Annotated in this window: 24 protein-coding genes; 11 read left to right on the top strand and 13 right to left on the bottom strand. The window is 38.8% G+C overall.

Translation table 11 applies throughout. The annotated features are described in order from the left end of the window. The first annotated feature begins 165 nt into the window (after nucleotides 1-165). The 6 genes from AC2D3N_RS03360 to AC2D3N_RS03335 all read left to right on the top strand — a co-directional run bounded on the left by AC2D3N_RS03360 (nucleotide 166) and on the right by AC2D3N_RS03335 (nucleotide 7370). Complete coding sequence (locus AC2D3N_RS03360) at nucleotides 166-3399, top strand: BamA/TamA family outer membrane protein (RefSeq protein WP_484692778.1); 3234 nt, start codon at nucleotides 166-168, stop codon at nucleotides 3397-3399. 153 nt (nucleotides 3400-3552) lie between these two features. Next, nucleotides 3553-4503, top strand: a complete 951-nt coding sequence (locus AC2D3N_RS03355; RefSeq protein WP_079677257.1) for a branched-chain amino acid ABC transporter permease — start codon at nucleotides 3553-3555, stop codon at nucleotides 4501-4503. A gap of 8 nt (nucleotides 4504-4511) precedes the next feature. Continuing rightward, nucleotides 4512-5465: a branched-chain amino acid ABC transporter permease gene (locus AC2D3N_RS03350; RefSeq protein ID WP_484692777.1), complete on the top strand. Its 954-nt coding sequence runs from the start codon at nucleotides 4512-4514 to the stop codon at nucleotides 5463-5465. A gap of 10 nt (nucleotides 5466-5475) precedes the next feature. After that, nucleotides 5476-6255 carry an ABC transporter ATP-binding protein gene (locus AC2D3N_RS03345; RefSeq protein WP_484692776.1) on the top strand — a complete coding sequence of 260 codons (780 nt, stop codon included), beginning with the start codon at nucleotides 5476-5478 and terminating at the stop codon, nucleotides 6253-6255. A gap of 3 nt (nucleotides 6256-6258) precedes the next feature. Then, nucleotides 6259-6960 carry an ABC transporter ATP-binding protein gene (locus AC2D3N_RS03340; RefSeq protein ID WP_079677260.1) on the top strand — a complete coding sequence of 234 codons (702 nt, stop codon included), beginning with the start codon at nucleotides 6259-6261 and terminating at the stop codon, nucleotides 6958-6960. An 11-nt stretch (nucleotides 6961-6971) separates the two neighbouring features. Further along, the gene (locus AC2D3N_RS03335; RefSeq protein WP_484692775.1) at nucleotides 6972-7370 is read left to right on the top strand and encodes a helix-turn-helix domain-containing protein; all 399 of its coding nucleotides are present in this window, start codon (nucleotides 6972-6974) and stop codon (nucleotides 7368-7370) included. A gap of 12 nt (nucleotides 7371-7382) precedes the next feature. Here the strand turns inward: AC2D3N_RS03335 and AC2D3N_RS03330 are convergent, their stop codons facing one another. Further along, a complete protein-coding gene (locus tag AC2D3N_RS03330; protein WP_484692774.1) occupies nucleotides 7383-8210 on the bottom strand; it encodes a pentapeptide repeat-containing protein in 828 nt (275 codons plus the stop codon). A gap of 300 nt (nucleotides 8211-8510) precedes the next feature. On the opposite strand from AC2D3N_RS03330, the gene AC2D3N_RS03325 reads away from it, so the two are divergent. Both AC2D3N_RS03325 and AC2D3N_RS03320 read left to right on the top strand, forming a co-directional pair. Further along, complete coding sequence (locus AC2D3N_RS03325) at nucleotides 8511-9068, top strand: hypothetical protein (protein WP_484692773.1); 558 nt, start codon at nucleotides 8511-8513, stop codon at nucleotides 9066-9068. A gap of 41 nt (nucleotides 9069-9109) precedes the next feature. Beyond that, entirely contained in the window at nucleotides 9110-11779 is a 2670-nt protein-coding gene (locus tag AC2D3N_RS03320; protein ID WP_484692772.1) for a hypothetical protein, read from the top strand. Here the strand turns inward: AC2D3N_RS03320 and AC2D3N_RS03315 are convergent. The 12 genes from AC2D3N_RS03315 to grrP form a co-directional block, all read right to left on the bottom strand. Beyond that, nucleotides 11776-11988: a hypothetical protein gene (locus AC2D3N_RS03315; RefSeq protein ID WP_484692771.1), complete on the bottom strand. Its 213-nt coding sequence runs from the start codon at nucleotides 11986-11988 to the stop codon at nucleotides 11776-11778. The genes AC2D3N_RS03320 and AC2D3N_RS03315 overlap by 4 nt on opposite strands. Then, the gene (locus AC2D3N_RS03310) at nucleotides 11976-12509 is read right to left on the bottom strand and encodes a hypothetical protein (RefSeq protein ID WP_484692770.1); all 534 of its coding nucleotides are present in this window, start codon (nucleotides 12507-12509) and stop codon (nucleotides 11976-11978) included. The genes AC2D3N_RS03315 and AC2D3N_RS03310 overlap by 13 nt, the downstream gene beginning before the upstream one ends. A 28-nt stretch (nucleotides 12510-12537) precedes the next feature. Then, nucleotides 12538-13146, bottom strand: a complete 609-nt coding sequence (locus AC2D3N_RS03305; RefSeq protein WP_484692769.1) for an ARC6/PARC6 family protein — start codon at nucleotides 13144-13146, stop codon at nucleotides 12538-12540. Nucleotides 13147-13178: 32 nt separating this feature from the next. Beyond that, a complete protein-coding gene (locus AC2D3N_RS03300) occupies nucleotides 13179-13712 on the bottom strand; it encodes a hypothetical protein (RefSeq protein ID WP_484692768.1) in 534 nt (177 codons plus the stop codon). A 204-nt stretch (nucleotides 13713-13916) separates the two neighbouring features. After that, complete coding sequence (locus AC2D3N_RS03295; RefSeq protein WP_484692767.1) at nucleotides 13917-14834, bottom strand: hypothetical protein; 918 nt, start codon at nucleotides 14832-14834, stop codon at nucleotides 13917-13919. Nucleotides 14835-14839: 5 nt separating this feature from the next. Beyond that, nucleotides 14840-17572: an ATP-binding protein gene (locus AC2D3N_RS03290; protein ID WP_484692766.1), complete on the bottom strand. Its 2733-nt coding sequence runs from the start codon at nucleotides 17570-17572 to the stop codon at nucleotides 14840-14842. 8 nt (nucleotides 17573-17580) lie between these two features. Further along, the gene (locus tag AC2D3N_RS03285) at nucleotides 17581-18453 is read right to left on the bottom strand and encodes a hypothetical protein (RefSeq protein WP_484692765.1); all 873 of its coding nucleotides are present in this window, start codon (nucleotides 18451-18453) and stop codon (nucleotides 17581-17583) included. A gap of 407 nt (nucleotides 18454-18860) precedes the next feature. Then, on the bottom strand, nucleotides 18861-21167 hold the full coding sequence (locus AC2D3N_RS03280; RefSeq protein WP_484692764.1) for an S-layer homology domain-containing protein: 2307 nt from the start codon (nucleotides 21165-21167) through the stop codon (nucleotides 18861-18863). Between the two features lie 233 nt (nucleotides 21168-21400). Beyond that, nucleotides 21401-21607 carry a hypothetical protein gene (locus AC2D3N_RS03275; protein ID WP_079677263.1) on the bottom strand — a complete coding sequence of 69 codons (207 nt, stop codon included), beginning with the start codon at nucleotides 21605-21607 and terminating at the stop codon, nucleotides 21401-21403. Nucleotides 21608-21710: 103 nt separating this feature from the next. Next, entirely contained in the window at nucleotides 21711-22013 is a 303-nt protein-coding gene (locus AC2D3N_RS03270) for a HigA family addiction module antitoxin (protein WP_079677264.1), read from the bottom strand. Nucleotides 22014-22018: 5 nt separating this feature from the next. After that, nucleotides 22019-22303 (bottom strand): type II toxin-antitoxin system RelE/ParE family toxin, encoded by a 285-nt coding sequence (locus AC2D3N_RS03265; protein WP_079677265.1) that lies wholly within the window; start codon nucleotides 22301-22303, stop codon nucleotides 22019-22021. 224 nt (nucleotides 22304-22527) lie between these two features. Beyond that, nucleotides 22528-23424, bottom strand: coding sequence for an extracellular substrate binding-like orphan protein GrrP (grrP, locus tag AC2D3N_RS03260; protein WP_079677266.1), 897 nt, complete (start codon nucleotides 23422-23424; stop codon nucleotides 22528-22530). Between the two features lie 108 nt (nucleotides 23425-23532). On the opposite strand from grrP, the gene grrA (AC2D3N_RS03255) reads away from it, so the two are divergent. From grrA (AC2D3N_RS03255) to grrM, 3 genes are all read left to right on the top strand, one after another. After that, nucleotides 23533-23856, top strand: coding sequence for a GrrA/OscA1 family cyclophane-containing rSAM-modified RiPP (gene grrA / locus AC2D3N_RS03255; protein WP_484692763.1), 324 nt, complete (start codon nucleotides 23533-23535; stop codon nucleotides 23854-23856). A gap of 150 nt (nucleotides 23857-24006) precedes the next feature. After that, nucleotides 24007-24357: a GrrA/OscA1 family cyclophane-containing rSAM-modified RiPP gene (gene grrA, locus AC2D3N_RS03250; protein ID WP_079677267.1), complete on the top strand. Its 351-nt coding sequence runs from the start codon at nucleotides 24007-24009 to the stop codon at nucleotides 24355-24357. A 78-nt stretch (nucleotides 24358-24435) separates the two neighbouring features. Continuing rightward, entirely contained in the window at nucleotides 24436-25638 is a 1203-nt protein-coding gene (grrM, locus tag AC2D3N_RS03245) for a cyclophane-forming radical SAM/SPASM peptide maturase GrrM/OscB (RefSeq protein WP_079677268.1), read from the top strand. Nucleotides 25639-25660: the final 22 nt, after the last annotated feature.

The raw sequence follows: 25660 nt of genomic DNA, 5'->3' as shown, positions 1-25660 counted from the left end.
GGGGGGATCACAACCTCTGATTTTCAAAGCTTTTCGATGTAGAAGTGTCAAAGCTTGTTAAGATGTCAGATGTCGCAGCGATGGTAACGGGTGTAACCATCTCTCTAAGCCTTCGCTGAGGATTGACAAGTTGTAGGTGTGGGATTGTCTAAAAGAGTGAGTATCATGCGTTTATCTCCTGTCTTAGTTGCGGTTTTTACTGCTTCAGCTACGTTTGGATTATCAAACTCTGCAAATGGTCAAACCGCCTATTCTGAATCTGAAAGTTCCCTCAGTTCTCAAGAAGCTTTTGATCCAATAAATCCGAGTTTAAACCCATCGGAAACCCATGGAAAACAATCTTTAGCTGTTAATCAGATTATTCCCTCTACACCTATTAATTCTTTTGAAGGAATAGTTTTAAATAAGACTAAATCGCTCCATCCAGATCTGGCTTTTTCTCTGGGTCAGTCGATTGGGAACTATGTTTCCTTTTCTTGGGTTAATGTTTCCTATTCTCAAAATTTACCTCAATTCAATCCATCTCAACCCCTAATTCATCCTGCTTTAGAGTCTTCTTTGCATCCTGCGGAATCGGAGGTTTTAGCAGAACATTCTATTAGTCTCAATAAAGGGAAAACTACAGAAGATTTAGAAAAATTAGCGCAAGTTTCAACAGAGGTTTCACCTGAGAATACTGAAGCCAATGATTCAGCCATTATCCTAAATAAATCTGAAACCGAAAAAGTCGGTCATTTTAGCTTTCCCGTCAGAACAGAAACAGCGATCGCCCTCAACCCAAACTTACCCGAATCTGATTTATTTCAACCGAGTTTACATAAAGATTCTGAGAAAATAGCCCAATTTCCCCTAGAAGAAGTTTCCGAAAAAATCGCGAGTGCGGAAATTAATAATTTCTCGAATTTAGGAATTATCCTGAATAAATCTGAAACTGAAAAAGTCGGTAATTTTAGCTTTCCCGTTAGAACAGAAACAGCGATCGCCCTCAATTCCAACTTACCCGAATCTAATTTATTTCAACCGAGTTTACATAAAGATTCCGAAAAAATAGCCCAATTTCCCCTAGAAGAAGTTCCCGAAAAAATTGCGAGTGCAGAAATTAATAATTTCTCGACTTTAGGGATTATCCTGAATAAAGCTGAAACAGAAAAAGTTGGTCATTTTAGCTTTCCAACAATACCAGAAGAAGCGATCGCCCTCAACCCAAACTTACCCGAATCTGATTTATTTCAACCGAGTTTACATAAAGATTCTGAGAAAATAGCCCAATTTCCCCTAGAAGAAGTTCCCGAAAAAATCGCGAGTGTAGAAATTAATAATTTCTCGAATTTAGGAATTATCCTAAATAAATCTGAAACCGAAAAAGTTGGTCATTTTAGCTTTCCAACCATACCGGAAACAGCGATCGCCCTCAATTCAAACTTACCCGAATCTAATTTATTTCAACCGAGTCTACATAAAGATTCTGAAAAAATAGCATCATTTTCTCCTATTATTCCATTAACTATCGCCCAAACAACACCCGAAACTTTACCCCCTAATTCCGAAGTTCCAATACAACCTGAAACTCCTGCTACTATCCCCCTTCCTAGCACACCCGCACCCTCGGAAACCGAAGTGTTAGTCGGAGAAATTGCAGTCACAGGAACCCAAGATCAAGGATTAATTGAAAAAGTATATAGCGTTATTTCCACCCAACCCGGACGAACAACAACCCGGACTCAATTACAAAGAGATATTAATGCGATTTTCGCTACAGGTTTATTCCGAAACGTCAAAGCTGTTCCAGAAGATACCCCTTTAGGAGTACGAGTAACTTTTGAAGTAGAAGAAAACCCCCTATTCAAAGAAGTTGTAATTCAAGGGAATACGGTTTTACCCCAAGAAATTATTAACGAAAGTTTCGGCGATCAATTGAATAAAACCATTAACTTAAATCAGATAGAAGCAGGAATTAAAAAAATCAATCAATGGTATCAGGATAATGGCTATGTTTTAGCACAGGTTGTCGCCGCTCCTGAAGTTACAAAAGAAGGTGTTATTAACCTAGAAGTCGCAGAAGGGGTGATTGAAAATATTGGGGTGCGTTTCCTGAATAGTGATGGAGAAGCAACCGATGAAGAAGGAAAACCAATTTCGGGAAGAACCCGAGACTTTATTATCACCCGGGAAATTCAGTTAAAACCAGGGGATGTATTCAACCAAAAAACCGCACAACAGGATTTAGCCCGGGTATTTGGTTTAGGAATTTTTGAAGATGTCCGCTTAGAATTAGAACCCGGAAAAGATAATCCAAGGGAGGCGGTGGTGATTGTGAATGTAATCGAAAAAACCACCGGATCACTCGCATTTGGGGGAGGTGTAAGTTCCGCCGCCGGATTATTTGGAACCTTGAGTTATCAAGAAATTAACTTAGGGGGAAATAACCAACGCTTAGGGGCGGAATTAGAAGCAGGAAATCGGGTGTTTCAAATGGATTTAAACTTTACCGATCCTTGGATTGCGGGTGATCCCTATCGCACCTCTTATACTGTGAATGCTTTTAGACGTCGGACGATTTCTGTGGTCTTTGAAAATGGGCCAAAAGAGGTTTACTTGGCAAATGGCGATCGCCCCCGGGTGGTGAGAACTGGAGGGGGTATTAGTTTCACTCGTCCGTATGCGGATAATGTTTTTGCCGATCCCAATTGGGTCGCTTCCCTCGGATTCCAATATCAACGGGTGGAAATCACCGACTCCGATGGGAAAATTAACCGTACCGATGAATTTGGGAATCAACTGAGTTATAGCGGGAGTGGAAAAGACGATTTATTCACCGTTCAGTTTGGATTTCTGCGAGATCGCCGCAACAATAAACAACAACCCACCTCCGGCTATTTAGTGCGTTTTGGTTCGGAACAATCTATCCCTGTGGGTTCGGGAAGTATTTTAATGAACCGTTTGCGGGCTGCATATACTTTTTATATTCCTGTGAAATTCTTCTCCGGTTTCATTCCCGAAGGCTCTCAATCCTTTGCTTTTAACTTCCAAGGGGGTACGGTAATTGGGAACTTACCCCCCTATGAAGCCTTTCCCTTGGGTGGGACGACTTCGGTGCGGGGTTGGGAAGAAGGGGCGATCGCCTCTACTCGCAGTTTTATCCAAGCCTCCATTGAGTATCGTTTTCCCCTGTTTTCCAAGTTTATTGGCGGGGCGCTTTTTGTGGACGCGGCAACGGACTTGGGTTCCCAGGGGACAGTTCCTGGTTCTCCTGGGGGTGTGCGGGATAAACCCGGAAGTGGTTTCGGTTATGGGGTTGGTGTGCGCCTACAAACTCCCCTCGGGCCAGTGCGGATTGATTATGGGATTAATAATGACGGGGATGGTCGGATACACTTCGGTTTAGGGGAACGGTTCTAAGTCCTAAAATGCACCCAGATGATCTTGTCGAAATTCCCTATTCCCTATTCTCTTGTTACTGAGCGAAGTCGAAGTATTCCCTATTCCCTATTCCCTTGTTACTGAGCGAAGTCGAAGTATTGCCTATTGCCTATTGCCTGTTCCCTTCTATATATGGATTTTAATTTTTTCCTACAATCATTTTTAAATGGTTTATCGATTGGGAGTGTTTATGCTATTTTTGCCCTGGGTTACACCCTCGTTTTTTCAATTTTAGGGGTGATTAATTTTGCCCATGGTGCTATTTTTACCTTGGGAGCCTATTTTACCTATATCTTATCCGGGGGCGTTTTTGGGTTTAATGGATTATTAGCCAATGGCAAGTTACCCTTTCAATTCCCATTTTTTATCGCCTTAATTCTCGGGAGTATTTTAGCTGGGTTAGCCTCAATTGTCTTAGAAAGATTAGCCTTTAAACCCTTGAGAGTTAGAGGAGCCGATCCCCTATTAACCCTGGTTTCAAGTTTAGGGGCTGCGGTGGTAATTGTGAATACAATTCAATATTTAGTGGGGGCAGAAATTTACACCTTTCCTGATAATATTTATGGTAATATTCCCGCAGCAATTAATTTCGGTACAGCCACAAAACCGATTATGATTAGAAGCGTTCAAGTGATTATTTTTACGGTTTGTATGGTGATCGTGGCTTTATTAACCTATTTAGTCAATAGAACTAAGATTGGTAAAGCTTTACAAGCGGTGGCGGAGGATGAAATTACCGCCAGTTTATTAGGAATTAACCCCGAACAGTTTATTATATTAACGTTTTTTGTCAGTGGATTTTTAGCGGGACTCGCCGGAACTTTAGTTGGGTCTAGTGTGAGTATTGCGGGGCCGTATTTTGGTATTGCTTTCGGGTTAAAAGGCTTGGGCGTGATTGTTTTAGGGGGGTTAGGAAGTATTCCGGGGGCTGTAATTGGGGGGTTATTATTAGGGTTAGCAGAAGCCTTTGTCCCGCCGGATTTTTCCGGTTATCGAGATGCGATCGCCTTTGCCATTCTATTAATCATGCTATTAATTCGACCCCAGGGATTATTAGGACGTAAACGCATTCAAAAGGTATAACTAAATATATGATTAATTTTTTTAACACCTACGGCTTTTTAATCGTTTCTATGTTATTCGGAGCAGTTTTAGGGCTATCTATTTATTTACCTTTAATGGCGGGTCAACTCTCCTTAGCAACCCCTGGATTTTATGCGTTAGGGGGTTATATTGCTGCGATTTTATCTACCCAGGTTTTTAAATTTACAGGAACTATTTTTCCCTTACATTTTCTGTTTTTAGAACTATTAATAACTGCCATAATTTCTGCTATTCTAGCCGTAGGATTAGGAATTCCGGTATTGAGATTACGGGGAATTTACCTCGCCATTTCAACGATTGCTTTAGTCGAAATTTTACGCGTTTTAGCCTTAAATTTAGAGATAACTGGGGGGGCGGTTGGTATCTTTGGTATTCCCCAACCCTTTGCAACTCCCCTAGAATATTTATGGGTGGCAATTCCCCTGTTAATTCTGAGTATGGTATTCTTATACCGCTTAGAAAAAATTAAAGCCGGACGCGCTTTTCGGGCAATTCGAGAAGATGAATTAGCCGCCGATTCTATGGGGGTTAATCCTACCCATTACAAAGTGTTATCCTTTACCTTGGGGGCAATTTTAGCAGGATTAGTGGGAACTATCAGCGCCCATTTTCTCAATACTTGGAATGCTCGTCAAGGCACCTTTGATAGTAGTATTATTTATTTAGCTTTTGTTTTAATTGGCGGGTCAAGAACATTTTGGGGGCCAGTTTTCGGGGGAATTATTCTCACCGCTTTACCGGAAATTTTACGCGGAATGGGAGAAATAAGTGGTTTACCCCTATGGTTAGCCCAATTCTTAAGGGAAGGTCGTTTAATTATTTTTGGGGTATTATTGGTTTTGGGGTCAATTTTTTATCCTCAAGGTTTAATTACTCCCGAATTATTAAACCAAATTACTCGAAAAAATCCCTGGCGGGGACTATTAAAAAAACAATCATAAGGGTTAAAAAATGATTTTATCAACCTTAAAACCCCTTTTAGAAGTCCAAGGTTTAACCCGATATTTTGGGGGATTATTAGCAGTTGATCAGGTTTCGTTTGCGGTTCAAGATCAAGAAATATTCGGTTTAATTGGCCCTAATGGGGCGGGGAAAACGACTTTATTTAATTTAATTACGGGGTTAATTCCTCCCTCCAAAGGAGCTTTAATTTATCAAAATCATTCTATTACTCAATTAAAACCCTATCAAATTGCTGAAAAAGGGATAGCCAGAACCTTTCAAAATCTTCGATTATTTGGCAACTTATCGGCTTTAGAAAACGTTGTTATTGCTCGTCATATCCATAATCAAGCTAACCTAGTTTCAGGGGTTTTAGGCTTACCAAAGGGAAGAAAAATAGAACAGGAAAACTATCAAAAAGCTCGGGAATTATTAGGAATTTTTGGATTATTAGAACGGGCGGAACAAAAAGCCTATAATTTTGCCTATGGCGACCAACGACGGTTAGAAATTGCTCGAGCTTTAGCCTTAGAGCCGAAATTGTTACTATTAGATGAACCCGCCGCGGGAATGAATCCCAGTGAGAAAAAAGAACTCAGTGATTTAATTAGAAAAATTCGAGATCAATTTCAATTAACTGTGATTTTAATTGAACATCATGTCCCTTTGGTAATGGGGTTATGCGATCGCATTGCGGTGTTAGACTTTGGAAAATTAATTGCTTTAGGAGAACCGGAAATTGTGAGAAATAATCCGGCGGTAATTGAAGCCTATTTAGGAGATGAATAAGTTATGTTAGAATTAGTAACAGTATCGGTTAATTATGGTTCAATTCAAGCATTAAAAGAGATTAATATTGTTATTAATCAAGGGGAAATTGTTACCCTAATTGGAGCGAATGGAGCCGGAAAAAGTACCACCTTAAAAACCATTTCTCGATTAATTAATCCCCGCCAAGGAAAAATTATTTATCAAGGAAAAGATATTACTGATTTACGTCCCGATCAAGTCGTGAAAATGGGAATCGCCCAAAGTCCAGAAGGTCGCCGAATTCTAACTCAACAAACCATATTAACCAATTTAGAATTAGGGGCTTATACTCGCAGCGATCGCTTAGGAATTAAAGCAGATATTGAAAAACAATTTATTATTTTTCCTCGGTTAGCAGAACGAAAACATCAATTAGCTGGAACCCTAAGCGGTGGTGAACAACAAATGTTAGCGATCGCCCGGGCGGTGATGAGTCGTCCTCAGCTATTATTATTAGACGAACCCAGTTTAGGGTTAGCTCCCCAAATTGTTCGAGAAATCTTTTCGGTAATTCGTCAACTCAATCAATCTGGTGTTACTATTTTATTAGTCGAACAAAATGCCCATTTAGCTTTAGAAATTGCGAATCGAGGTTATGTTTTAGAAGCCGGATATTTAACCCTCACGGGTAAAGCCTCTGATTTATTAATTGATGAACGAGTTAAACAAGCTTATTTAGGTTAAAAAGGGGAAAAATGACCCTTACTATTGATAAAACACTTTATAGCAACCTATTAGCTGAAATCAGTCCTCAAGTGATTGAAACCGAGGCGGAGTATGATCGAATTTTAGCAATTGTTGAACGATTTACTTTTAGTCAAACTCTCACCCCGGAAGAACGAGTATTATTAAAATTACTGGTTCAGTTAATTGAAAATTACGAATCAAAAATGTATCCCATCGATGAGTCTACACCTGTTCAAATTCTACAGCATTTGATGGAAGTTACTGGAACTTGTGAAGGGGATTTAGTCGGTGTGATTGGATCAAGTAATGTTATTTCTGAAATTCTTAATAATAAACGTTCTATTAGTAAGACGCAAGCGCAAGCACTGGCTGATTATTTTGAAGTTTCGATCAATTTATTTATTTAGGTAGCTCCCCAATCATATATGAACACTGCCATCGGGTAAAATTGCCCCGGCTAATTTAGCTCCGGTTAGTTTGACCATGATTTTATCCCCAATTCCGACCTTAGCCCCGGTTAAATCTGCACATCTTAAATCAGCGCCACTTAAATCAGCCCCAATTAAATTAGCTTCTTGTAAATTAGCATAGGTTAAATTAGCCTGTAAAAAATTTGCCCTAAATAAATTCGCCTTATATAAACAGGCGGCACTTAAGTTAACTTTATGCAGAAACGCATCACTTAAATCGGCTTCAGTTAAGTCCGCACCGCTTAAATTGCGACTGGAAAAATCCCTTTCTTTTAAATCCGCCCCTTTAAAACTTAATCCACTTAATTCCGTCGGTCTGTCGGGGGGAGGCGTTGGTGCGGGGGGAGTTGGCGGTGGGGGCGTAACCGGAGGTTTACTAGCAGGGGGACGTTGAAAATGATTATTTTCAGAGGTTTTTACGCGACTTTGATAGGGAGAAGATTGATAGGTATAAGGTGGTTTTTGATAGGTATAGGAATTTCCGGCACCATTTGAGGAGGCTCGGGAATGGGATTCTGCACGGGAAACCGTTGAGGAATGTTGAGTTGAATTTGAACTTGATCGACGCAATAAGGAACGCAATTTTTCCCTAGCTTGATTGATTTCCTTGAGTTTTTCCTCAGCGATTTTTTTTAATCGTTGATTTTCTTCGGGAATGCGATCGGGATGCCAAATAAATGCTAAGTCTTTATAGGCCTGATCCACCGATTCTAAGGAGGCTCCAGGCTTCAGATCTAACACTTTATAATAGTAATTCAACTCACTGGGAGTGATCATAACAGGAGTCCACAATTAAGAATTTGGCATTGATAATTAAGAATAAAAAAAGAAAAAATTTCTCAATTCTTAATTTTGATCCTAGTTTTTAAATCAACATCGGATCTAGGAGAGATAGAAACTGGCAATCTATATTAGTGCTACAGCTTAACATAATCATCTCTACCTTGGGGTTTTTTATAGGCGAAATGGGTTTAAAACCCCGTGCTTTGAAGGTTTGCTTCATATTAGGTTGTCTATTGACGCCTAAGTGATGCTACCATTTTCGACAACACCGAGCTAACCTATACAGTAACATCAGTGGTCTGTAAAGCTATTGGTTCAGCCTGGGCTAGTCCTAGTCCATATTTAGCAGCAGGAGTTCTAAAAACTTTACCTCAACTTCTGCCGACAGTTGGTTTGGCAACCGGAACTTTATTTGGTGGAGCTTGGGCTGTTTTGATGGCTTATACTCCTTATATTTCCTTAATTGCTGGTTTGATTTTAATTACTCTCAAATGGAGCGATAAGAAAGTGAAATTCGGAAACCTTGTCTATATTTTTGGAGTTAAAGCCGCAGGGGAACCCGATACGGGGTTTGCCGTAACTTATGATATGAATGAAAAACAAATAAGAGATTATATTGTCGATTTCGCTAAAAAAATGCTTAATGAAGCTAAATCTACTTACGATAAACTTTGGGCATTTAATGTCAATGATGATGAAGAAGTTGCTCTAATGTTTGACCTAACAGATATTAATAACCCAATAGAAATAACTGACCAAACTATCCAGCAAGCTACCTGGGATTTCCTTAAACCTTTCACAGAAGAAACATCAACCCCGTCCAGAAGGTTACCTCCCATTCCGCCACTCTAATTAATCATAATTAATCAATTAAATAATTGTAGGAGTAAATTATGCCAACAATATTTAAGAACACAAAATTCAAAGAAGATGGCAGTGAAGGTCAGATAGAAACAGTTTCAACTTTCTCTGTTTGGGATTGCATAACTCAGAGGTATTCATCTGCACCACCAGTAGTTCTCCGTAATACAATGTTAGGGGCTCTATACTCGCATAAAGAATTTATTATTGGTGAAATTCCCAAAACATCAACTAACCCAAGTTTATTAGACCCTTTTGAAATCCCAGGAAGCAACGAAGGCACTTATTTTCTGGATTTAGCATCTAATTCAAGAACACATGGAAGATTTTTATTTACTCCCAAAAGAACAATTGGGCAACATTATTTTGAAGAAGATTGGAAACGAATTATTTATGGTTCGATATTACATACCGAATGCAATCGAATGTTTTATCGGGAGATGAAATACATTGTTGTTGATGATGAACGTCAAGATCGGGATGGGAATGCCCAAGATGATGGAGTAAATGATGTTCATTGGAACTCTGGAGATTCTCATGCGAAAATGTCTAAAAGTCTTCTATACCTGTTAGAAGCTATTGAGACTGACCCTGGGAATCCAATTGATATTGATCCAAATAATCCTGATCATCCAATAACAGTTCAATTCTGTGCTGCAATATTTAAAGAATGGGTGGCAAAAGGAACCGCTTCCTACCATCCTAAATTTGAATTGGATAAACGTTTTGCTGATTATGATTTAGTTATTCCCCTCTCTTGTTTTAAAGGTAATAAACCCGCACTCGGTAATCATACAGGTAAAGTTCTAATTGGTGTAGTTCATGAGGCCCAGGAGCGCCGTGCTAAACCAGGTTGGATGTTTTGGCAATGGTTTAGTTTTGAAACTCTTGAACAAGATGGAATAATTACTAGACTCCATGAGAAATGTCATCAACTTAGTTCAGCCCTAGATGATATTCATAAATTAGCTGATCTCCTCCGAATTGATTTAGATGAAGCTGAACAAGAATTAGCGAATCTTGACGATAATCCCGATACAGAAGTAGCTTATCTTGATTCGGTTATCAAAATAATTAAAGCTGATAAAGCTGGGGTTTTATTGTTGCATCCTTATGTTCTTAAAAAGGTTAAATTTAGGCTCAGAGATATGTGGAAAAACCTTGCTAAATCAGCAGGTGTAAGGTTCTATTCTGTTATGTTTACTTCTGATACCTACCTGGAAAAATATCAACAAGCTGATGGCAATGATTTTGTTTATCAACCCAAAACCTTCTGTTCACCAAGTTTTAAAGAAGGCTCTTATATTGTATTTGGTAATTCGATGCGACATTGGGGAAATGTTCAACTTTGGAATAATGTTTATGAAGGTAACTTCAAAAATACTAAAGGAATCGTCGCCGCAACTCGTGAACTTTTATTGAGTCTGGGGAGGGATGCCAACGGCGATGATATTCAATTAATAAATAGTCAAATATATCCATCTATTACTGCTGCTTTATATGATATGGATAGCCCTCCAAAAGTTAAGAAATTTCCTAAACTTGCACTCAAAGGAAATCTTCAACAAATTGCCGTTAATTCAATGAATAATCTAGCTGGTCTGGTTGCTAGTTTGATGGCACGAGCTAGAGCTATTGATGCTGAGTTAATTGTTCTCAATATTCCCAGTGAAGGTGAAATGAGAATACTTGACTTTCTTGCCCAGGAGATGCAAATTGCTGTCGATAGCCTAAAATCAGCTTATCCTAATAATCAGCCTGGTCTGGACATGGTGAGGGATTTCCTAGATAAAGCTGGTGCTGATATTCAATGGCTCAAAGACCTAAAATCTGATGATTGTTATTTTACTCGTCCTTGTTTGGTTAATAACAATCTAACTGATACTGTTACTCGAATAATTACTTTAGTTAATAGTTATTATCGACAGCCAAATCTTCAGGAAGATAAAACCCCAAGGGATTATAGATTCACATTATTTTCTAGTGTTATTACTGATGAAGTTCAGGAAGCGATCGCACTTCGGGAACGGGATGCTTATCGAACTGAAATGGGTGCAGCTTTGGCTTATAAAAGAGACACTGAAGATGATAGATTAGTTAAAGAAGTGACGGTTAAATTTAAAGCACAAACTGAAGTTATTCTGAAGGAAACTCTCAGTCCTTTGAGGAAACCTTATCCTCCTAGAACCTGGGCAGCCGCCTACTGGAGAACCAATCATTTAGCAAAATCGGGAACTGCTGGGTTAGTTTTCTTGTTATTTTGTGATGAAATTATTGAAGAACTAAAGAAATTAGAAAATAAAAAGGTTTGGATGCTGACGGTTTATGCAGTTCAATTCACCACATTTGCTCGTCCCCAGTTGAATGCTTGGAACGGGGAGGAACTAACAGTTAGGAGTAGTTTTCTGAATGTGAATGGCAAGGATAAAGTTAGTCTTGAAGGGAAGTTTGACGGACAGCCTGAGTTTATGAACATGGGACTTGTTAACGAGAAAGATATTGCCCAGGTTCCCAACGGGTGGACGGGTCGGGTGAGGATTTATGCTAAAACTTATGAGAATGATAAGTACCCTCGGAGAATGTCACCAAATGATGTTTGCACAAGTCTTTATTTGTTCTCAGTTGATATGGATCAATCCGATATTGATGATTTTATGCAGGATACTTGGTCACAGAGCAGTAGATTTCATCCCCTTTCTTAACGTCCTTCACAGCCAATGCCATCTTTATCATCTTTATCAGTATCGAAGTTGTGGGGGTCAGTTTGGAGAACAACGAATTTCCGATAAGAGATATCCTTCCAATCTAAGTCTGGTGGTGGGGAAGGAATACAAATTTTATTCCCAGCTAAGTCTTTGGGATAAGCAGGGTCAAAGGTTTGATTAGATTGAGCAATAGTTACTCTTTCCATTCTACTTTTCTGGGTTCGCCTACTTCACTATTACCAAAGCTCCTAATCATAATTTCTTTAAAAGCATCAGCACGTTCAATACTGATAAAAGATGCTATTTGTATCGCATTTTTACCATTCGTTATTCTAACCATTGGATAAGCATCTCCACAAAATTTAGACCTCACAGCTTGTAAATTTATTTCACTGTATTCAATAAAAACTGGATAAAAACTAACTGGATAAGCCGAAGAATTTGTTGGTTTGGTATCGCCACAGCTTGGTAAAGGAAATGCGACATTATCAAAAGGATTAGAAGTTGTAAGAGACTGTGTAGAGTTAAATGGCGATCTTGTCACTGATGGAGAATTTGAGGAAGTAGAATTAGCAGAATTAATATTAACAGTAGATTTAGCCAAATTCTGTTGAATTGCATTCCAGAGAGCTTGACTGCCTAAAATTAGCACAGCACCACCCACCATAACACCCATCAAAATGCTGTATATTTTCCAAAGTTTTTGTTTGTCTGTTTGGTCATTCATAGTTTTATTTGTATTTTTTTAAGGGACATCATTGATTTTTTTCAGACCTTTCAGATATTTTCCAATTACCGTTTTCTTGCTTTAGTGTAAAACGATAAATACTGGAATCTGCCGTAGATTTGTTGAGAGTCTCATTGCTATAAAAATAAACTACCTGTTCAATAGAAACCTCAACTTCTGCTTTATTGCCAGTGGTAGAAAAGTAGTTTGTTCCTTGAACTGAGCGACGGCCGTAGTGATAGTAAGCGTTATTTTGCTGTAACCATTCTATTGAACCACCTGGCTTGACAATATCATTATAGACAGTATCAGTGGTCAAGCTGGCAGCTAGTTGGCGATCAAAGGGAGGAGCAAAAATCTTTTCTTTCGCTTGCAGATAGCGCTCAATCAGATTAACAGCTTCTTCTTGTGTTAAAGTATTTGAAGCTGCTGACTGAGGTGATGGGGTAATATTGTTAGGTGTAGATGTTAAAGATTGGGTTGTTGAATTAGAAGGGGTATTAGATTTAGCCAAATTCTGTTGAATTGTATTCCAGGCAGCTTGACCGCCTAGAATTAGTACAGCACCGCCTACCATAACACCCATCAAGATGCCGTATATTTTCCATAATTTTTGTTTTTCTGTTGAGTCATCCATAGGTAAATATCTCCTGTTTGATGAGTAAAACTTTATGAAACTTCAATATTAATGACGTAGCCTGACTGATTGGGTGCAGAAATTTCAACAATATAATCTCCACTATTTGGCAGTTGACCCTGCCATTGGGATACACCGTTTGCAGCATTACCAATTGTTTGATTGTTAGGAGAAATAATTGTCACATTAATATCTCCCTGCCTGATTTGTACAGTCATGCGCTGTCCGCTACCGCAGTTTAGTAAGTAGCGCTTTCTTTGATTTGCTGTTACACTGTCACGAATTGTTGCTCCTGTACTACCTTCATTAAAGCTCACTCGTTCAGTTGAAATCAAGGGTGCAGAAGAAGGAGTTTGCGATCGCACTTCTGCTGGTGGTTGTGGAGTGGTTAAAGCCAAAGAGTTAGTAGAGGATGATTTATTTTCAATCCTGGCTTTTGACATATTCTGTTGAATTGCATTCCAGGCGGCTTGACCGCCTAGAATCAGCACAGCACCACCTACCATAACACCCATTAAGATGCCGTAGATTTTCCAGAGTTTTTGTTTGTCTGTTTGGTCATTCATTTGCCTTTCCTTAAAATTATAAAGACTTCTAATCATCAAATCAGGCTCATAGTTATATCTTTAAAATTTTTAAATAAGTAGGTAGGCGGGATTAAACTTTTCCATGTAACAATATGTAAAGGAGGCTTAGATCAGCCATTAGAAAGCGTTAGAACGATTTACAATCGTTTACATAGGGAGATTTTATAGAGCCTACCTACTTAACTATTCTGCTTTCGTCTTTTTTTTCTTTGGATCTGGAACCATTTGTGCATCTACTATGTCTGTAAAATTGGAGTTAATCCACAATCTTTCTTCATTATCATTAGACAGCTTTTTAACATCATTAGACAGCTTTTGAGTGAGGGAGAATGAAGAACCTTTAGGTGATTGGAGAGGAGTTGCTTTATTATGAAGGTCTAATAACAGCGTACAAACACCGCTAATTGTCATAAATGTGACCATAGAACTTTTAGCGGTATTAATGACAGTTTTTCCAAATTCATCTATCAAGGTGTGAAATCTGTTTCCTAATTCCTTGGAAGCATCTCCTATTTTGGAAGAAATATTATCAGCTTTGCTCTGTGCGTTTGAAATAGTAGTATCAACTTTTTTCATGTTTTCCCCAACCGCATCAATTTTCTTCAGAATTTCTTGTATTTTAGAATTAGCATCCTCAAGATTCTCTTTCTCATCATTTACAGCATCTTTAGACTCGCTTAGATCAACATCGCACTTTCGCTCTGTTTCTTCAAGTTCCGTCAAAGCGTCATCACGGTTTTTAATTTGTTCTGTAATTTCAGACTGTTTTTGTTGCATATCTTCTTTAATTGTTTCCAGCTTGCCTCTGGATTCATCAATCTCGGCTGCTTTTTGCTCCATTTTTTGGTTAATTTCCTGGTAAGCAATTTGCAAAGCATCTCCTTCGAGTTCACCGAGTTTTTCCGAGATGGATTCTAAGTTTTGATCAAGATTCTTAAGTTCTTCCGTCTTAGTTTCAATAATTTGTATCTGCTCATCAACCTCTTGATCTGCTTGCTCAATATCCTCAACTAAAACATCCAGGTTGTTACTATCAGAAACATCCCCCTGATTTTTTCGCTTCGAGTCGGCTGCTTTTTTGGATTTTTTGAAGTCACTCATGGCTACTAATTACCTCCAGTTTTCCTAGATAAAATTTGAATTTCATACTCAAAGCGTTGCTTTTGCTCTTCTTTTTGTTTGATTTCTTTCTTAATACCCTCTTTAGCTACATCTGGTAGATTACTTTCTAACCGCTTCTTCAAATTGATGATATTATCATGCAACCGAGAAATCGCAGCCTGAAAAGCTAAAATTAACTGCTCTCTGTCAGGCTCCATAAACTCACGCATACAAGCAATAACATCATCGTCTGTAAAAAATGTTTCTAGTTTTTCTCTCACTCCCGATTTATTCTTGAAATTTTCTGTAGCTACCCGGCGAGCGGTATCCCAACCAGGGACATAATAGAAAGCTTCACCAGGTGAAAAAATACCTGATAATTGTGCTTCGCCTTCCGTTAAACACATTGCCCTACCGAGATATTCTCTATCATCGGGAGAAGGTAGGCGGTGCATTAGCTTTAAATTTGTAGCATCTACAATCGACTGTGCCAAAGCTGCTGGCGATTGATCGACGACAATTACTCCTTCACCTGCTGCACGCATTTCACGCATGATTTGAGCAAACTTATCAACCACTTGAGATTTTGAATTACCTTCATCCCCTGAAGTTTGGACTTTTCCGAGCATATTATGGGCTTCTTCAACTAAAATTACATGGCGTAAATCTAAATCTGTTGCTCTTTCACCCGTGCGTTGTGGCTGAAACTGTTTAATTCTAACGGTGCGAATATACTCGAAAACAAAAACTAGCATGAACAGAGAAAATAAAGATTGTTCTTCTTTATTTAACCCACCGAGTTCAAAAATCACGGGTTTGCTAAGAAGTTTCGCAAATGGCAGGGGCCTGTTTGCTTGCAGCATTGAACCCTCCCCTCTTTTTGAAACGAGCCGATACAATCTGGCTTTGAGAGCGCCTTTAATGCGATCGCCTACTTCTTGATCGCTTCCATAATTCTTTTGAGCTAAATCAAGAACTTTATTATACAGTTCTTGCATTGTAGGAATTTCTAAGGATTTCCCCTCTTGATCAACATCTCCGCCCCTGCTGTGAGCTAATTGCCACCCCTTCCTTTCATAATAGTAATCAATGGCTTCTTGAATAAAAGACGGTAGCGGATTTTCTAGTGGCAAGGCTCCCATGAAGCAGTCAAATATCCTCGAAATATGCTCCTGTAGTGCAATTCCAGGCATCACATCAAAGGGGTTAAAGCGAAAAGGAGTAATTAATTCTTGACCTGGGGTAAAAATGAGCAAATCATCTTTAAATTCAGGCAGTCGCTTTAGATAACGATATTCTGGTGTCACCTTGGGATCAAATACCATAAAAGGTATTCTATGCTTTTCCCATAACTGAGTCAAAATGTTAAAAGTTGTCGTTGTTTTACCACTACCAGAACCCCCGACGACAAGCAGATGAGTTTTTAGCTGCTCAATATCAAATTCGCAAACCTGATTAGTTTTAACATTGCGGTAGTAGTTACCGATAGTAATTGTTTTATGTTTTGTATCCTTGGATTTTTCAGAAACAAAAGCTGAACCTGTATCGTACTCTACACCTGTACAAGACTGATTGATGGGAATGGGTAAACGAAAAAATGCTGCCGCTTCATCCAAATCTACCAAGCGATGCAATCTTTTAAGCATTCCTGGCCCACCAGGAAATCCAGGCAATATTTTCCCTGATGTATCCCATATTCCGGGTGTACAACTTTGCTCGTTTATATTAACTTGCAAGGCTGTTTGTACTGCATATTCGCTATCAATAACTTGTACAACTCGCGGAGTAACTGTATTTGCTGTACAGGTTGCAGCTAACTGATTAGCAACGCTTTGACAAGCATCGCCATCAGGCGAGAAAACACGGAAACTGTAGAGAAAAACTATCCCTGAATAATACCTTTTCTTGATATCTTCATAAACTGACTTGGCTCTTTGGGTATTGCTGTCAGGATCGATCTCTTCTTCAGGGATACCCTTACTGATTTGATTGAGTACCTCTAAGTATCGAGATATGATTTTTTTCTCATAGCCTTCAACCCTGGTCGGCACTAAGGTTAAATCAATACAAACAGGTTCTTCATATCCTTGCAGTTGCTCAAAAAAGGCTACCATATTATTCGCCTTATTAACTTGAACGCCACCTGGGGAGTAAAAAAAGTTTTGATGTTGTTTATCGTCGGGGTCTAGCCATGGAAAAACTTCTTCTGACTTGATAATTTCATAGCAAGAAAGCTGTTGATTAGACTCAAACCATGAGGGTCGCCAGTCAAATTGATTTTTTGTATTCTCCTCAAATTGGTAGAGAGGCGACCTCAAACTGCTCTTAATATGTTGTGCTTGCTTTTGTTGAAGAATATCTGCTATATTTTGGCTGCTATTGCTTGCCACTCGTGCCAAGAAATAGATGTCTGTCGATTTAGATCCTTGTGGTGCTGGATGATAAACAATTCTCAGACTATACCCGCAAGAAGCGTTAGCACTGGGATCATCAAATTGGGTATAGCTGAAATAAGCTAAACTTTTGAGCAAACTTTTTTGCCACCCGGCAACAAAACCAACTCTTCCAGATGGATCTAAATGTTCCATAAGCTTAAATCGACCTGATGCAAAGTCAGAAACCCCTTTAAGATTAAAGACATTTACAGCATGATAATTGTAAGTATCAACCTCTTGAGGCTGACCTGTTCCGGGTGAAGAACCTCTCCAGTATTTGATTCCAGATGTAGTAGTGATCATGGTGTTTTTTACTGAAACTCATCAAGGATATTTTTCTTGCTTTTGGGGATAATCTCTTCGTTTTTAGTCTCATTGATAAATTCTTTAACAACAGCACCTTTTTGAATCATATTTTCCCAGATAATTCTGTTAGTTAATTGATTCATTATTCTGTGAAAAACTCTCAAATCATCCCACTGAAAACTTCTTGATAGGCGATTGCGCTTCAGTTCTTCTTCTTCCAAATTAATTTTTTCTATTTGCCTGTTTCTTTCTACATCCTCCTCCTGATATCTAGCCAGTTGCGAATCATACTTGATCTTCGCTTTAGCTACCTCAGAATTTGATTGGATGTAAATTCCTAATGTACCAATTACTCCAAGTATGGCAAGGACTTGTAAACCCCCATTCCCTGAAAAAAACAGACCAGTAGCGATAAGTCCCAAGACAACTAAAGCTGCATCTGGAATTAAAGGTTGAGTGTTAACTGCTTGAGGTCGTGTTGGTGCATCTGGAATTTTTTGCGGTTGTTCTGGCTGGACAATCATCATCATTTGGACAGCTGCCCAATTGGAATCGCCGAAGTAATCAATACCAGCAATAAACTGCATATTGGTATAAATTGAGTTCCGAAGAGTTGCTGCTATCCTATCTCTTGTATCCTGATCGATTTTGAGATTGCCTCTGGCACCTTCTACAATCCAACCCGCTTTGGTACAAACAATATCGATGGGAACTTGTTGTGCTTCTAGTTCCTCTTCGAGAAGTTTATATAAGCTGCTGGTGTCAAATTTAATCCCGTTTGTTTCGATGATATCAACAGACTCCCAAATAACCCAGGATTGTGTCAGAATCGCTGGTGTTGGGGGCTGTACTGTGGTTGTTTTACTAAGATAACTCATGGCTTAACTCCTCTGGGTGCAGGAAAGAATTGACTCGAAAAACCTTCCGTTCCTTAGACTACAGCTAAATGCTCCGTTAGAAAACAGTAAATTTACTGGTTTTTAACAAGTATCTTTTAACTCAATAAAATCTTAAACCTCAGTAATTTACTTAAGACTTTGATAATTTATTGATACATTGCAATGCCATATTATATAGTTCTCAACTGTTGGTAATTGCCTACTTTTATTTGAAGAACCGTCATTTATTCCCTTTTCCCCTCGTTTTTGCCCAGGCTCTTAACTTGTCGTAAGTTAGATGGTCAACTTTTTAGAAAGTCTTCTTGCTAACAACTGTTGAATGGCGAATTCGACTTTTTAACCAAAACCAACATTGTTAAACCCGTAACCAAACCCAAAATCCTTTTTTATCGGCGAAATACCCCTAAACCATTGTGAACTGGGGCGGCGGTATCGGGGATACGGTTTAAAAGTTGCCCTCCTAAAATTAAATTCGTCGAACTTCCCCCGTCTAAATTTAGCGCATCAGTGGCTCCTAACTGCTGCATTAAGAGCGCCATTTCAGTTAATTTGGCCCCCACCCCTCCGACGCGGTTATGGACGGTGGCGATGATCCATTCGCCCTTGGCGGTGATTCCCACGCCGCTACGAATGGCCGACTGATCGGCAAAGGCGGGACTAAACCCTTCCGCGATCGCATCTACCACCACCTGTCCGTTTTGTAATAATAAGGGGCCGCCGCCTAAAATATGGGGGAAGGAATTAAAATCCGAGGGGGTAGTTTGGGATTGAATTTGAATAGATGTACCCACAGAAAACGAACTTAAAACACTCCGAAAAGATCGCAAAGTTAATAAATAACCGATTTTAGGAATAGGAATAGCGGAGGTTGTGTTCGTGAGTTCGACTTGTTGTTTAACAATATTATTTTCTACCACAATTACAATTTCATTGGCGGTTAAGGGGGTATAACTTTCCCCCCATTCAGGAGTATAACGGGCAATACCCGCTTTCACATATCCGGTATTCAGTAATTCACAGTCTAAGGGTTGTCCCGATGAGGAAATTAGGGTTTCTTTTAAACTTAAACGAGCTATTTTGAACTGTCCTCTATCATTCCAAGCGATCGCTCCTCGGTTTAAAATTGGCCCTGAAAACCATTGATTTTCCCGCCGAATTGCTCCTAAAGGAAAAAGATTATTCCGGTTAAAATATCCGGCATTAATTGCTCCTAAACATTGACTATGATCAACGGTTTTGGCTAAACTGTCAATACCTTTCATCCCCGTTTGACTTGCCCAAATCGGGCGTAAATTCAAGCCAAAATCAGGATTTACCGTTAACCAAACCACGGGAAAACGGCTATTATTTAAAGTCATATATTGTTGCCGCCACCGTAATCCTTTTACCCAGGTAATATCCCGTTCTATTAAGGCATCTTGCCGTAACTCAATTAAAATACGATTCGGATTATTCAAGGTAGAAACTTTCACCCCATAACCATCGGGTAACGTTCCTTGAATCACCGTTTGATTATTCACAATTTTTACCAAAGGACGGGAGGGTTTTTGAGTTGTGATTGCGGTTTCTCCTTCATTTTGTTGTGCAGAAGTTCCAGAAGTAGGTGTGGGTTGAGATTGTTCTTGAAAGGGTTTAGCAATAGTTGGATTTGTTGTTGCATCGACCACCACTTCCCATTGGGTATTTTGTTGATAGAGTTCCCAGGGAGTCGGTTGATTTAAGGTTATCGTCATTTGAGAAATATTCGCCCGTTCCTCAAAATTTAGGGTTTGAATAGTGCCGATTTTAGAAATAATATTAAGCGTATTTTCTTGAATTTCTAAATCCCAGGCTGATAATTCCGCTAATTGATCAATTTTTACATAACGATATTCGGCATCTAAAAAAGTCCCCGGAGTTGAATGTACAGAAAACCAACTTAAAGGTTGAAGACTGGCTTCCGTTGTATTTAAGGGATTAATTCCTAAAACTTGGATAATTCCCTTATCACTAACTCCGGTATTTGTAGCAATTCCTGAACTCCATTGACTCCAGGGTAACTTCCATTTTCTCCCATTCACAGAAAGATGGGTTCCTGTTTTAATAATTCCGGGGTGAGCTAAGGATATAATATAGGGACAAATAATCGGATTCACTTTTTTTAGCCACACTAAAGCCTGATAAATAATACTAACAACTTCTCCCCGAGTCGCATTAGAATTAGGATTAAAAACTTGGGGATAGGGGTAATTAACCACCAATTCAGAACGAGTTGCGGTGATCATAGCTTCAGTCCCATAGCTGGAAATTTTATCCCCATCTTCATAAATAATTTTTAAGTTTAAACTCTCTCCTGGAGGTAAATTTAAGCCTGAAACTAAAGCTAATAAAACCTGTAAGCGCGTTACTGGACTTTGAGGAAGAAACTGTCCATCAGGAAACCCCGAAATAAAGCCAGATTCATAGGCGGTTTTAATCGCTTCCGCCGCCCAAAACTCCTTGGGAACGTCTTTAAAAGGAATATATTTACGCTTAATAGAAGTGGGAAATGCCACCTTTAAAATAGTCGCAAATTCCCCCCTGGTTAGATTTTGATCGGGACGAAATGTGTTGTCCTTAAATCCACTAATTAAACCCTGAGCTTGCAAACGTTGAATAAAAGGACGTGCCCAATGTTGGCTAATATCTAAAAACAACGGTTGTGAACTGGTCATATTATTAAGGGAATAGGGAATAGGTAACAGGTAATAGGTAATACTTCAACTTCGCTCAGTAACAAGGTAATAGGGAGGAAAAGATTGTACTATCTAGGTTTAATTAAATAAATGAAAAAACTGTAGGGGTTTGGTCTCTAAACCCCAAGTATGAAAAGGGTTTGAACTCCAAAACCTTACAATAAGATCTTACAATAAGATATTACAATCTATTTAAGATTGCGACATCACCATCAGGATTCCTGATTTTCCATAACTTTTTGCAGTTTCTCCGCAATATCTTGCCAATTTTGAGCTAGATCTGTACTCCGATCTTGTCGCAAAAACTCTGCTTCTTTAAAACAATGATTGGCTAAAGAATGGACAACATTCTTAATTCCATGTTCCTCAATTAATTGATTTAAAGCCCGAGTTAACTTTTCGCTTTTTGGTTCTGTCATATTCTGTTCAACTCATGATTCAGTGGTCACAAATTCCATAATACCGCCATTTGTTACCCGATGGATACCCCCTAACCCCCTTTTTATATATACAATCAAGAATTTACTGGCTATAGGAATAAGGGTTAATCTGATTTAATTTTTCTCCTAATTTTCGTTTGGCTTCCATAATTTCATAGGTATTTTGTAATCTTAAAAAATATCCTTCTGAAAGTCCAAAATAACGACATAAGCATAAATCTATCTCAGCCGTAACCGGACATTTTCCCTTGATAATAGCATGAATTTTATTAGAATCAACATCGATTGCCGATGCCAAAGTGTTTTGATTAATTCCTAATTCTTCTAAAAATTCATGTTCTAAGATATCTCCAGCATGGGGATTGTAGAGTAAAATTTCATTCATGATTTTTAATCGTGATAATCAACAATCTCGACTCCTGAAACCTCTCCATTATACCAAATAAAACAAATTCGCCACTGTTGATTGATTCTGATGCTATATTTGCCTATTCTATCACCTGATAGAGCTTCTAAACGATTTCCTGGTGGAATTCTTAGGTCATCTAATAGGGTTGACGCATTGATTTGTCGTAACTTACGTAAAGCTCTTTCTTGGATGTCTGGTGGAAACTTTCGTGATAATTTCCCATTCCATATTTTTTCCGTTTCCTTGCAGGAAAAAGAAGTAATCATAGATAATGGATTGATTTTTATTTTATCAGTCTAACCCCCTAGAGGCGAGTTCTTCCTGACCTTCTGCTTCTCAACACTAATCTATCTAAACCCATCCTAATTAATCCTGTCAATTTTAATTAATTAAAAATTGGGTTGATAAAAATATTTTTATCAAGCAAAAGTGACTGGTGAACCCGCCCTTAACGTGTTTTTTTACAATTCCTATAGGAATTGCTATATTATTAGTTAAGTTTGATTTGTTCTCGGGAGTTGATCACACCTTGAAAATAATTTTTGATTAAATCATTATCTATTGTGATCACACCATTTTCTCCAAACCATTGATCAACAATAGCCACGGATTCTTTATCTCCCAAAACATAACCTTGCATCAGTTTTACGATCGCAAAATTGACCCGATCTAAAAAAGCAGAATTATTTTCCGGGACGATACAAGCAATTCCTTCTCGGGTATAGGGAAGATTAGGAACTACTTCTAAAGCATCGCGGTTAGGGAGGGTTTGTCGAGTTCCTTCTAGCAAAACCCCATCGGAACCAAAAGCATCTATTTTACCCTGTTCTAAAGCAGCAATTCCCTCGCCAATAGTCTTAAATTTGACTATTTTGGCTTGGGGTTGTACGACTCGGATTGTTGATTCACTGCTGCCATTTTCTAATACACCAATTTGTCGATTTGCTAAGGATTCTGGTGTGCCTAAATTACTTCCTTTTTTAACTAATAGCCGGGTTCCTGTCACCCCATAACTTACGGAAAAATCAACATAGCGATCGCGATTCCAAGTAAAAGTCACATCCTCACAAACAATATCAACATCCCGGGATAATACTTTAGGAATCCGCTCACCGATACTAATAGGAACCAGTTCTAAAGTGATTTCCTTTCCTAATTCCTTGGCGAGTTGGGCTTTAATTTGATTCAGAATATCAATGGAATAACCAACCAATTTATCCTGATCATTAACATAGGAAAGGGGAATAAAATCCGTTTGAACTCCGGCGGTTAATACTCCAGTTCGGGCTACTTTTTCCATCACCGTTTCCGCCCAAGCCGGACTCGATAGACCCAGGGACAAAGCAGCACTCAAAGCAGCGATCGCAATTTTTTTAGATAAAATCATTTTTTTCCTCACACAACTTTAATAAAGTTTTCCCAAGCAAACATACGCCATTATATCAAAATTTATGTTATAGTGCCAGAAAAATTATCAAAAAAAGGAGTAACTATTTTGAAAATCAGCACAAAAACTGGATTAGTTGGCTTTTTCTTGGCTCTAAGTGCTTTAAATATTCCGGCGGCAAACGCTACAGTTAAAACCACAAATTCAGCGCTCGCCTCGACAACTATTGAGTCCCGTTTGTTAAGAATTACAGAGACTTTAAGAGACCGAGAAAACCAGTTACAAGAAAAACCGGAAGCCCTAAAACCAGGAGAACAAATCGCCGGAGCTTGGGGGAATGGTGGTGGTGGGTTCGTCAATCGTGGAGGCGGGGGTGGTGGAAACTGGCGCAATGGTTGGGCCGATGGGGGCCGTTTTATCAATTCCCGTTAGTTCTGCTTAGTCTGTTTAGATTTTATCCCCATCTTGAAAAAGGCGTTGCGATGGTGACCAACGCTAACTTTTTTACCCTTTTTAAATCAATTGAGATCAAAATTTATGTTATAGTGCCAGAAAAATTATCAAAAAACAGGAGTAACCCCTTTGAAAATTAGCACAAAAACCGGATTAGTTGGCTTTTTCTTAGCTCTGAGTGCCTTAAATATTCCGGCGGCTAATGCCACAGTTAAAACCCCAGAATCTGCAACCATTGAGTCCCGTTTATCCAGAATTACAGAAACTTTAAAACAGCGAGAAAACCAATTACCAGAAACATCAGAAGCCCCACAACCGGGAGAACAAATCGCCAGGGGAGCCTGGGGTAATGGTGGGGGACGGGGAGGCTGGATTAATCGTGGAGGCGGGGGTTCCTGGGGAAATGGGGGGAGTTGGCGCAATGGGAATAACTGGCGCAATGGCTGGGGTGATGGGGGTCGCTTTGTGAATATCCGTTAGATGTGATTCTCTCTCTCAAAAGGCGTTGCGATTTCAAGCAACGCTAATTTTTTACTACTTTTAAATTAATTAAAATCAATGACAAATCCAACTTTATTAAAATATCAAAAAATTGATCTTAGCAAATTTGGCCCGATTAATTTAGTGGTAATTCAAGCCACATCTTTTTGTAATCTTAATTGTGATTATTGTTATTTACCGAACCGAGACTTAAAAAATACGCTCTCTTTAGATTTGATTGAACCTATCTTTAAAAATATCCTTACATCTCCGTTTATTGGTGATGAATTTACCGTTTGTTGGCACGCGGGAGAACCCTTAGCGGTTCCGATTTCTTTTTATGAATCGGCATTTAAACTAATTCAAGAAGCTGATCAAAAATACAATCAAAAACAAGCAAAAATCTGGCATTCCGTTCAAACAAATGGTACTTATATTAATCAAAAATGGTGTGATTTTATTCAAGAACATAATATTTGTGTCGGAGTAAGTTTAGACGGGCCGGAATTCATCCATGACGCCCATCGTCAAACCCGTAAGGGAACAGGAAGTCATGCCCAAACTATGCGAGGAATTTCTTTCTTACAAAAAAATGATATTCCCTTTTATGTGATTTCCGTTGTTACTCAAGATTCTTTGAATTATGCTGATGAAATCTTTCATTTTTTCAGGGAAAATGGAATTTATGATCTGGGATTTAATTTAGAAGAAATTGAAGGAGTAAATCAATCATCAACTTTAGAAGCCGTGGGGACATCGGAAAAATATCGTGCATTTATGCAGCGTTTTTGGGAATTAACCTCAGAAGTACAGGGAGAATTTAACCTGAGAGAATTTGAAGCAATTTGTGGTTTAATTTATTCTAATTCCCGTTTGACGCAAACGGATATGAATAACCCTTTTGTTTTAATTAATATTGATTATCAAGGGAATTTTTCTACCTTTGACCCCGAATTATTATCAGTGAATATTGAACCCTATGGCAATTTTATTTTAGGGAATGTATTAAAAGATAGTTTTGAGTCCGTTTGTGATACGGAAAAATTCCAGAAAATTTATGCCGATATGCAGGAAGGAATTAAATTATGTCGGGAAACCTGCGAATATTTTGGAGTTTGTGGAGGCGGTGCGGGAAGTAATAAATATTGGGAAAATGGCACCTTTGCCTGTAGTGAAACCATGGCCTGTCGTTATCGAATTAAAATTGTAACCGATATTATTTTAGAACAATTAGAAAATTCTTTGGGTTTAGTGGAAAACTGTTATAGCAATTCTAAATAAGTGCCAAGAGGGTTGGGAGACC

It is taken from the genome of Planktothrix sp. PLAVEN19ND (genome assembly GCF_057220675.1).
The sequence above is the reverse complement of the archived record's forward strand: the minus strand, read 5'-3'. Positions and strand labels throughout refer to the sequence as shown.

Bases quoted from the DNA above. Each gene is read 5' to 3' on its own strand.
- AC2D3N_RS03275 (WP_079677263.1), bottom strand. From the start codon at position 21,607: ATGACAGAACCAAAAAGCGAAAAGTTAACTCGGGCTTTAAATCAATTA.
- AC2D3N_RS03315 (WP_484692771.1), bottom strand. From the start codon at position 11,988: ATGGAAAGAGTAACTATTGCTCAATCTAATCAAACCTTTGACCCTGCT.
- AC2D3N_RS03270 (WP_079677264.1), bottom strand. From the start codon at position 22,013: ATGAATGAAATTTTACTCTACAATCCCCATGCTGGAGATATCTTAGAA.
- AC2D3N_RS03345 (WP_484692776.1), top strand. From the start codon at position 5,476: ATGATTTTATCAACCTTAAAACCCCTTTTAGAAGTCCAAGGTTTAACC.
- AC2D3N_RS03305 (WP_484692769.1), bottom strand. From the start codon at position 13,146: ATGGATGACTCAACAGAAAAACAAAAATTATGGAAAATATACGGCATC.
- AC2D3N_RS03290 (WP_484692766.1), bottom strand. From the start codon at position 17,572: ATGATCACTACTACATCTGGAATCAAATACTGGAGAGGTTCTTCACCC.
- AC2D3N_RS03300 (WP_484692768.1), bottom strand. From the start codon at position 13,712: ATGAATGACCAAACAGACAAACAAAAACTCTGGAAAATCTACGGCATC.
- AC2D3N_RS03280 (WP_484692764.1), bottom strand. From the start codon at position 21,167: ATGACCAGTTCACAACCGTTGTTTTTAGATATTAGCCAACATTGGGCA.
- AC2D3N_RS03295 (WP_484692767.1), bottom strand. From the start codon at position 14,834: ATGAGTGACTTCAAAAAATCCAAAAAAGCAGCCGACTCGAAGCGAAAA.
- grrM (WP_079677268.1), top strand. From the start codon at position 24,436: ATGACAAATCCAACTTTATTAAAATATCAAAAAATTGATCTTAGCAAA.
- AC2D3N_RS03285 (WP_484692765.1), bottom strand. From the start codon at position 18,453: ATGAGTTATCTTAGTAAAACAACCACAGTACAGCCCCCAACACCAGCG.
- AC2D3N_RS03360 (WP_484692778.1), top strand. From the start codon at position 166: ATGCGTTTATCTCCTGTCTTAGTTGCGGTTTTTACTGCTTCAGCTACG.
- AC2D3N_RS03330 (WP_484692774.1), bottom strand. From the start codon at position 8,210: ATGATCACTCCCAGTGAGTTGAATTACTATTATAAAGTGTTAGATCTG.
- AC2D3N_RS03355 (WP_079677257.1), top strand. From the start codon at position 3,553: ATGGATTTTAATTTTTTCCTACAATCATTTTTAAATGGTTTATCGATT.
- AC2D3N_RS03320 (WP_484692772.1), top strand. From the start codon at position 9,110: ATGCCAACAATATTTAAGAACACAAAATTCAAAGAAGATGGCAGTGAA.
- AC2D3N_RS03265 (WP_079677265.1), bottom strand. From the start codon at position 22,303: ATGATTACTTCTTTTTCCTGCAAGGAAACGGAAAAAATATGGAATGGG.
- AC2D3N_RS03340 (WP_079677260.1), top strand. From the start codon at position 6,259: ATGTTAGAATTAGTAACAGTATCGGTTAATTATGGTTCAATTCAAGCA.
- AC2D3N_RS03310 (WP_484692770.1), bottom strand. From the start codon at position 12,509: ATGAATGACCAAACAGACAAACAAAAACTTTGGAAAATATACAGCATT.
- AC2D3N_RS03350 (WP_484692777.1), top strand. From the start codon at position 4,512: ATGATTAATTTTTTTAACACCTACGGCTTTTTAATCGTTTCTATGTTA.
- AC2D3N_RS03335 (WP_484692775.1), top strand. From the start codon at position 6,972: ATGACCCTTACTATTGATAAAACACTTTATAGCAACCTATTAGCTGAA.
- grrP (WP_079677266.1), bottom strand. From the start codon at position 23,424: ATGATTTTATCTAAAAAAATTGCGATCGCTGCTTTGAGTGCTGCTTTG.